Below are 6,944 nucleotides of genomic sequence, written 5' to 3' on the forward strand. Positions count from 1 at the left end.
CGCTCAATGTGGTGCTGCTGCTGATGCTGTTGCTGACGTCTTGAGCACCGGCGCAGACTGCGCCGCCGGCACCACGGGACGTTCCCACCCGAGGAAATTCGGGCCGGTCTGCAGCTCGTTGAGCGCCATCTCGCGGCCGTTCACCCACACTCGGTTATCCCCGAGCGCCATGATCCGGTGATCGGTGAACTGCCCGATATCGCCGAACACCAGCTTCGAGGGGCTGACCGGTGCGGTAACCGGCGCACCACGCGGAGACAAATTCACACCGGTCTGCCGGTAGGCGTCGTCGATCGGCGTGCCATCGAGCACCGCACGGCCGGCCTTGGCCAGCGCCGCAGACCCAGCCTCGGCCGTCGCACCGGACGGCAGCTTCACGACCGTGTCGGCGGCCGCCTGGCCCTCCGGTGTCTGCTCTGGTGTCGATACCGGAGTCACCTGACCGGTCCCGCCCGCAGGCTTGTCCCCCGAACCCTCACCCCCTTGCGCCCCAGCCGGTTTCGTCTCCGGGGACTGTGCCCCCTCCTTGGAGGACACCTGCTCCCCAGTGGTGGGAGGGTCCTTGAGTCCAGTGTCCTCGGCACTGCGGGCATCGCGAACCGCCGAGCCCAGACTTGAGCCCAGGTCGCCGAGAGGCATTCCACCGCCAGGCATTCCGAACCCGCCACCGCCGCCACCGGGCAGCATCCCGCCAAGCATCCCCGGCAGCGAACTCAGGGCGCCCATGCCGGGCATCAGGCTCGACAGAAGGGGGTCCGAGGCCAAGCCGCCGTTCCCCAGCAGGTCGTCGGTTGCCTGCGCGACTCCCGCGGTGGGCTGATTACCGGCGCTGCCCTTCTCCCCGTCCGGGCCGCCGGCATCCCCGCCCTTGGTGCCCGGCTTCGTGCCCGACTGGGCCGCATAGCGTTCGGTCAGTCCGTCGAGCACCGCCGCGTGCGCAGCCGAATCCAGGCCGTTGTCCTTGAGGACCTCGGAAATCTCAGATACCTTGCCCTGCAAGAACTCTGCGAGCTGCTGTTGTCCAGCCGGAGTGTCCAAAGACGGGCCGATCTTCTTCACCTGTGAGATCAGGGACTCCTGCAGCGCCCGCAGCTTCGCCTTACCCGTCTCGCTACTCGTAGTCGCGTTCAGGATCGCGTCGGCCAGCTTGTCGTCAGCATCGTTGAGATCCGAACGATTCTTGGCCAGCGCCGCATCGAGCTGCTTGACCGTGTCGGCCGCGCGGCCGGAGAACCCGTCACCATCGGAGTCGGGCCCGGTCGACGCACCCGCAGTTCCAGCCCCTTTGCCGCCATCACCGCCCTGACCGGCCTTCACTGGCCCTGGCGGCGGTGGCGTCTTCGCGTCCGGCTTTGTCGAATCCGGCGGCGCCAAATCCGGCGACGTCAAACCCGGTTGAGGCGGCGGCGGTGGCGACGCTGGTGCAGGTGCTGCTGGTGGAGGTGTAGTCATGGCTCCGCTTTTCACGTTGAACAGATCCGGGTAGTGCCCGCGCAGGTCGGACACCAGCTCGTCAGGTATGTGGCAGCCGGGAACGTGGTGGTTCTGCCAGTTGATGATCTTGCGCAGCAGCTCAGGATCATCGATCTTGTTCCGCCACCCCAACGGCGAGTGGTAGTGCTCGTTGATGTGTATGAGCGCGGCTTGAAGCTCCTCCCACGTAGCCATCAGGACACGTCCCCGCTCGAATCACCCGCTTCGGCTTCAACCTCAGCAGCCCTCGAAGGCTCTCCAAGGACCTGCCCGATGACGTCGACGAGCTCGGTGACGATCAGATCGGCCCATGCACTCATGGCGCGACCATAAGCGCGGTCGCCAACACCGCGCTAACGGTAAGCCCGCATTCGCCGCACGAACCCCCTGCACCGGCCACCGCGTACTGGCCACCGTGTGGGCGATGTCGTACATTGAATGTGCCTGCTGCGATGAGCTTCAGGAAGTGAGCCCGAGACCCGGCCGGACGACCGCGGCGCTCGGGCTTCGCGCATTCCAGGGCCGGTCAGACGTGGCGGCAAGCCGTCACGGCCGGAGCGATGAGCGTGCGCCACTGGCCACCTTTTGCCCAGCACCAGGCGACCGCATCAGGGATCGCCAGCAGCGCGTCAGTGTGTGAGCGCTTGTGCTCGTAGCGCAACCTCTCGCGGCATCCAGCGGCCCGGGTGTACTCGATCAGGTGCTGGTTGTCGAACCTGACCATCGACTCGTCCTCATCGAGAACGATCCGGGTGTTCGTTGTGGTGGCGTGGTCCTCGATGAGGGCACGCAGACATGCCGAGCGCCGTTGTCGTTCGGTGCGATGCTCGGGACCCGCGCGGTAGATGCTGGCTTGTACGCCGGCATCGACGAAGGCTTTGGCGATGGTGCGCTTGCGACCGTCCTTCTCGTCCTTCATGTGCAAGTACCGCTGGCCCGGGAGCAGCAGACCACGCACCACCCGGCGCAAGGCGGTGAGGTCAGATGCGAGGTGGACGCTGGCCACCAGCAGGTAGTCATGCTGCTTGGTCTCATCGACATAGATGTGCGTGGTCACGACAGGCCCCGAGCCCTCAGCAGCAGCGTCGCGCAACTCGGCGCGGTTCGTGCCCGGATCCGGTCGTGGCGGTGGTTCGTTTGTGTCTTCACACCTATTCTCGGCGCGAGACCACCCAGTGCACAGGGTTCATGGGCTCGGCAGAACCGGTACTGGCTGGCCCGGGCGGTGTGCACGACTACACGCATGGAACGGCACGCTAGCGAGGGTGGGTGCAGCAGACGTTTTCATGCCCTTGGCCAGGTAGAGCGGCTCGGCGTTTGACGTTGGTAGGCGCGCCGGCCGGAGCCCGGTAACGATCTGGTCTCGCAGATTTCGGCGTGTCGGTGGTGTTTTCTGAAAACACACAGGCATGATCACCACCATGAAAACCGGACGGGGCCGCCCTTCTCTCGGGCAACGCGCAGTCGTCACCGCCAATCTGCCAGCTGAAGTTCGACAGGCAGCAACGCTGGCGGCGCATAACGCTCAGACGTGCCTGTCAGCCTTCCTCGCTGACGTGCTGGCCCTTCATACCGGGCGCCCCGACCTGATCCGCCACCTCAACCAGCGGACGCTACCGCAGACCAACGACACCTCGCCGCCACCGCGTGTGGCCACCGGCCGGCACGTCACCATCAGGGTTCCGCTGCCGATCGCCGACCTGCTCGAAGTGGAAGCAGCTAACCGCGGCATCGAGCGCAGCACCTACATCGCAGACATCATCAGCCTGCATCTCGACTTTCCTGAGCACGTCCGCGCTGTCCACGAGGAGGTTATGCCGCTGGCCATCTAGCCACCGCCGGCCGGCCTAGCCGCGTCATCGACGCCCAGGCCGCCGAACCGAAAATTCCATAACGCGGAGACACCCCCAGAAACGACGAAAACCCCCGGCTAGCAACCGGAGGTTTCGCCAGAGCCGAGTTAGCAGCTCGACTCGTGGTGTACTCCACCACCCCGAAGGGTCTTGTCTTGCACGACAGGTCTCACGGTAGCGCATACGCACCTTTAGTGCCAGTACGCACACGCCGTGTTCAACTAATTTCTACCGCCCCCGTTGATCTATGCCGCCCCGGCGCAGGCCCCGGCCAGCAAAGCCATACACGGCCACGCCAGCCGGCGACACGCGGATGCAGCCCCACGCGCCAGCATCGCGGCACTCTACGGACGACCAGCACCGCCGACGTCGTCCGCATCCGCCGTGGCCGCAGGGCATGCAATCAGCCGGCACCGCCACCCAGCGAATTCGTCAACCTGGAGCTGGAAGATGACGCCTACGCCGGCGTGCCATGCTGGAGCGGTGGCCCCACCATCTGGGCGCACGTCACCGTAGCGGCCGCCTACGACCTGCGCTACAACGACATCCGGCCCCGCATGTGCAACGGCGGCATCGCCAAGCGCACCCTGGTCACCGTCGCCGCCGCCCTCGCCCGCACCGCGGATTTCAGCACCGGCCGCAATGCCCGCCCCACCAACGAACAACTCACCCGGGCGACCGGGTTCACCGAGCGCACCGTCCAACGGGCTCGTGAATGCCTTCAGCTGCTCGGCGTGGCCACCGAGATCCTGCGCGGCCGACAGCGCACCTACGTCGAGCGGATGGCGTCCTGGCGCATGGGCGACCGCCACCGCGGCTGGGCATCAGTGTGGGCACTGCACGACGACCCGCAGGTCAATGCCGCCATCCACAAGATGTCACCCCACCCGGAACGGTCCCCCAGTAAACCCTCCAACCCCCTGAAAAAGAACCCAGTTACTACCCGCGGCCGCGCTACGCGCGACCGGCAAGGCGCCGCTTCGCGCCGCCCAAGCATCGACAGCCAGGGGCTGCGCCTGGCCGGCGCCTGGAGGGCCCAACCCGGGGCCCCACGCTGGGCCTACCGCCACAGCGCGGCCAGCTGGGCAAACATGCTGGCCAAGCCCGCAGCCGCAGGCTGGACGCCCCAGGACCTCAACCAGCTCATCCGCGACTGGCTCGCAGGTCACACCATCCCGAACAACCCACCGAGGCCGATAGCCCTGCTCGGCACCCTGCTGGCATGGCACACCGCCCACAACACCCTGCACGAGCGCCCGGCGGCCGCCGACGAAGCCCGCCAGGCCGCCGAACTCGCCGACGCCGAGCAGCGCAAGGCCGCACAACAAGCCGAGCATGCCGCACACCAGGACGCCCGAAAGCGGGCTCAAGCTGCGATCGACGGTCACGGGCACCAATGGGCCCGCCGCGAAGCCCAACGCCTGGCTCAACAGTCCGCCGGCCGCCGCACCACCCACGCCCGCACCGAACACAACGCACTCATGAGGTCGATCACCCGCGCCGGCGAGCAGCAGCGTATGACTCCTGACCTGGGCGTTTAACAATCCGCAGCAAATATGGCCGTGTTAAGCAGGGTCTATATCGAGCTAGCGCCCTCCGGCCGGCGCCGCGCGGCTGGCTCGCTTCGCACGCGGGGCCGGCGCCAGGTATCGAACGAGCGCTTCTTCCACGAGGACCGATCGGCTCGGTGCACACCACTGCTCGACCAGGTCGTCGAGGAGCTGTACCTGCGCCGGCGACGCGCCGTGCAGCTGCCAGGGCACCTTCTTCGGCGCGGCCTTGCGGACGGTGACGCCGAACAGGTCATCCTCCTCGCTCGTACCTTCATCGGGCGCTTCCCCCCCGGCTTCGGTCCAGAGAGTGGCGAGCTCCTCGCGGTGGGCCTGGACGGCGAGCAGGCTCGCCACTCCGTAGGTGAGGATTTCGCCCCGTGCTTTGCGGTTCGCTACGTACTCGCGGAGCTGACGGAACACCGCATCGGTCGTGTACACGGTAGCGATCTTCTTAACCGGCCGCCGCCGTGTCTGGCGGCGCGGGGCGCTTACATGGGCCTCGGGTGCCGCCTCTTTCGTCACTGTGACGCTTGATTCGGCTTCCGGCGGGCTGGTCCTGGCCGGAGTTTTCGTGCTCAGATCGTCGTCGTCGGTGGCGACGAGAGAGGCCAAAGATACCTTCGCCATGGCTTACACCTTCTCTGCTTTGCGGCCCGCGACTTGGACAACCTCGCGGCCCAGCTTCTGGAAATCGTCTCGTGCGTGGCGGGCTGAACGCTGCCACCCGAGGTCTGAAACGGTCTTCCCCTCCAGGGGTCCCCGCGAGTGAATCTTGTACGACCGGATGTAGGTCTGAAGGGAGGGAATCGACATCTGGTCGAGCATGGCGCGAGTGTCGTTGACGTCGTTCTCGTCGCTACGCGGATCGACGCGAGTGATCACGACGCGGTGCGGCACCCCGATTTCTGCGGCGAGCCGTGCGGTCCTCTTGAGCGGTTCGAAACCCAATGCTGCAGGCTCAGTGGGGATGAGAACAACGTCGCATCCGGGAATCACCGCGTTAAGAACGTCAGCCCCTTCGAGGGATCCAGGTGTGTCAACGATGACCACCGAGTACTCCTTGAGGTTACGCAGCTGGCCCAAAATCGTCGGGTCCATGCTTGTAGTGTGGTCGAATCCCGCACGTTCCCCAAGCCTGCTCGCCCAGAATGAAGCGGACTTCTGCGGGTCAACGTCGAGCAGCAGAACCTTGCCCATCCAGGTCAAACTAGCAGCGAGATTCACGCTGATAGTGGTCTTTCCGGACCCGCCCTTTTGGTTCACCACACCGATAATAAGCACGTCAAAAGCCCTTTCCCGGCTGGTTCAGCAACCATACCGATACGTTCATCAACCTACTCACTCCCCTACGCTGGTGCACTACCACCGATGGCCACACCTGCCTACTGCACTGCTGCGGCTCACTGTAGCTCAGCACCAATGTCATTCGCTAACGCCAGTCGCGTGTTCACCATAACGATGTGATCGCACCTGTTCCCATGTTTGTCTTAACAGTCGTTGCACACTGCTGGGTATAGCGTCTTGCTTGCGTGTTCATTTGCCCCCACACTTTCCAACGCTGTTGTATCTGATGCAGTTACACAGGTTCGGCATGTGTTCGTCTACTAGGCATCGCATTACGTCGAGCGCACTGCACATACTACCCGCTCGTACAGCGATGCCGTGCCATCTACTACGAACCGCCGCAGCGTGCCCACATGGTGCGCAATGCATTGCACCATGCAGGCAAACCATATGAGTTACCTGCATCGACAATACTCAGACCGCCTCGTTACATACCCCGGTTATGCCCCTCTAGTACCGGGCAGGGTGCCGGTCCCATGTCCTGCCCCATCATTGCTCTTGCCTGCTGACCGCTCCAACCTGCCACCCAGCAGGACATCCCCGTATCCAGGCACTTTTGCCCTGGCGGCACCCACCGCAGGGCAGCGGCACTGATCACCCCACATAAGGCACAGATGGTCTTTGCGCTGGTGTTGGCGGTGGTGGTGGCGGTTCGGGGATACTGCGGTTCATGTCGCTGGATGGTCTGGTCGCTGAGGTGGGCCGGACGCTGGGCGATGCG

Annotated in this window: 7 protein-coding genes; 2 read left to right on the forward strand and 5 right to left on the reverse strand. The window is 65.1% G+C overall.

All coding sequences use genetic code 11. The features are described from left to right. Window positions 1-3 precede the first annotated feature (3 nt). From AC2VON_RS21890 to AC2VON_RS21900, 3 genes are all read right to left on the reverse strand, one after another. A complete protein-coding gene (locus AC2VON_RS21890; RefSeq protein ID WP_486954742.1) occupies window positions 4-1,668 on the reverse strand; it encodes a DUF4226 domain-containing protein in 1,665 nt (554 codons plus the stop codon). Then, entirely contained in the window at window positions 1,668-1,793 is a 126-nt protein-coding gene (locus tag AC2VON_RS21895; RefSeq protein WP_486954743.1) for a hypothetical protein, read from the reverse strand. Before AC2VON_RS21895 ends, AC2VON_RS21890 begins: the two co-directional genes overlap by 1 nt. A 206-nt stretch (window positions 1,794-1,999) precedes the next feature. Continuing rightward, window positions 2,000-2,530: a hypothetical protein gene (locus AC2VON_RS21900; protein ID WP_486954744.1), complete on the reverse strand. Its 531-nt coding sequence runs from the start codon at window positions 2,528-2,530 to the stop codon at window positions 2,000-2,002. A gap of 364 nt (window positions 2,531-2,894) precedes the next feature. Here AC2VON_RS21900 and AC2VON_RS21905 point away from each other — a divergent pair, with 364 nt between their 5' ends. Beyond that, on the forward strand, window positions 2,895-3,305 hold the full coding sequence (locus AC2VON_RS21905; protein WP_486954745.1) for a hypothetical protein: 411 nt from the start codon (window positions 2,895-2,897) through the stop codon (window positions 3,303-3,305). Between the two features lie 488 nt (window positions 3,306-3,793). Then, window positions 3,794-4,867 (forward strand): helix-turn-helix domain-containing protein, encoded by a 1,074-nt coding sequence (locus tag AC2VON_RS21910; RefSeq protein ID WP_486954746.1) that lies wholly within the window; start codon window positions 3,794-3,796, stop codon window positions 4,865-4,867. Between the two features lie 45 nt (window positions 4,868-4,912). Here the strand turns inward: AC2VON_RS21910 and AC2VON_RS21915 are convergent, their stop codons facing one another. After that, a complete protein-coding gene (locus AC2VON_RS21915; RefSeq protein ID WP_486954747.1) occupies window positions 4,913-5,506 on the reverse strand; it encodes a hypothetical protein in 594 nt (197 codons plus the stop codon). A 3-nt stretch (window positions 5,507-5,509) separates the two neighbouring features. Next, a complete protein-coding gene (locus AC2VON_RS21920) occupies window positions 5,510-6,142 on the reverse strand; it encodes an AAA family ATPase (protein WP_486954748.1) in 633 nt (210 codons plus the stop codon). Window positions 6,143-6,944: the final 802 nt, after the last annotated feature.

It is taken from the genome of Mycobacterium sp. TH-M82, from assembly GCF_057473605.1.

Coding starts and splice junctions, on each gene's coding strand:
- AC2VON_RS21890 (WP_486954742.1), bottom strand. CDS start 1,668: ATGGCTACGTGGGAGGAGCTTCAAGCCGCGCTCATACACATCAACGAG.
- AC2VON_RS21895 (WP_486954743.1), bottom strand. CDS start 1,793: ATGAGTGCATGGGCCGATCTGATCGTCACCGAGCTCGTCGACGTCATC.
- AC2VON_RS21905 (WP_486954745.1), top strand. CDS start 2,895: ATGAAAACCGGACGGGGCCGCCCTTCTCTCGGGCAACGCGCAGTCGTC.
- AC2VON_RS21915 (WP_486954747.1), bottom strand. CDS start 5,506: ATGGCGAAGGTATCTTTGGCCTCTCTCGTCGCCACCGACGACGACGAT.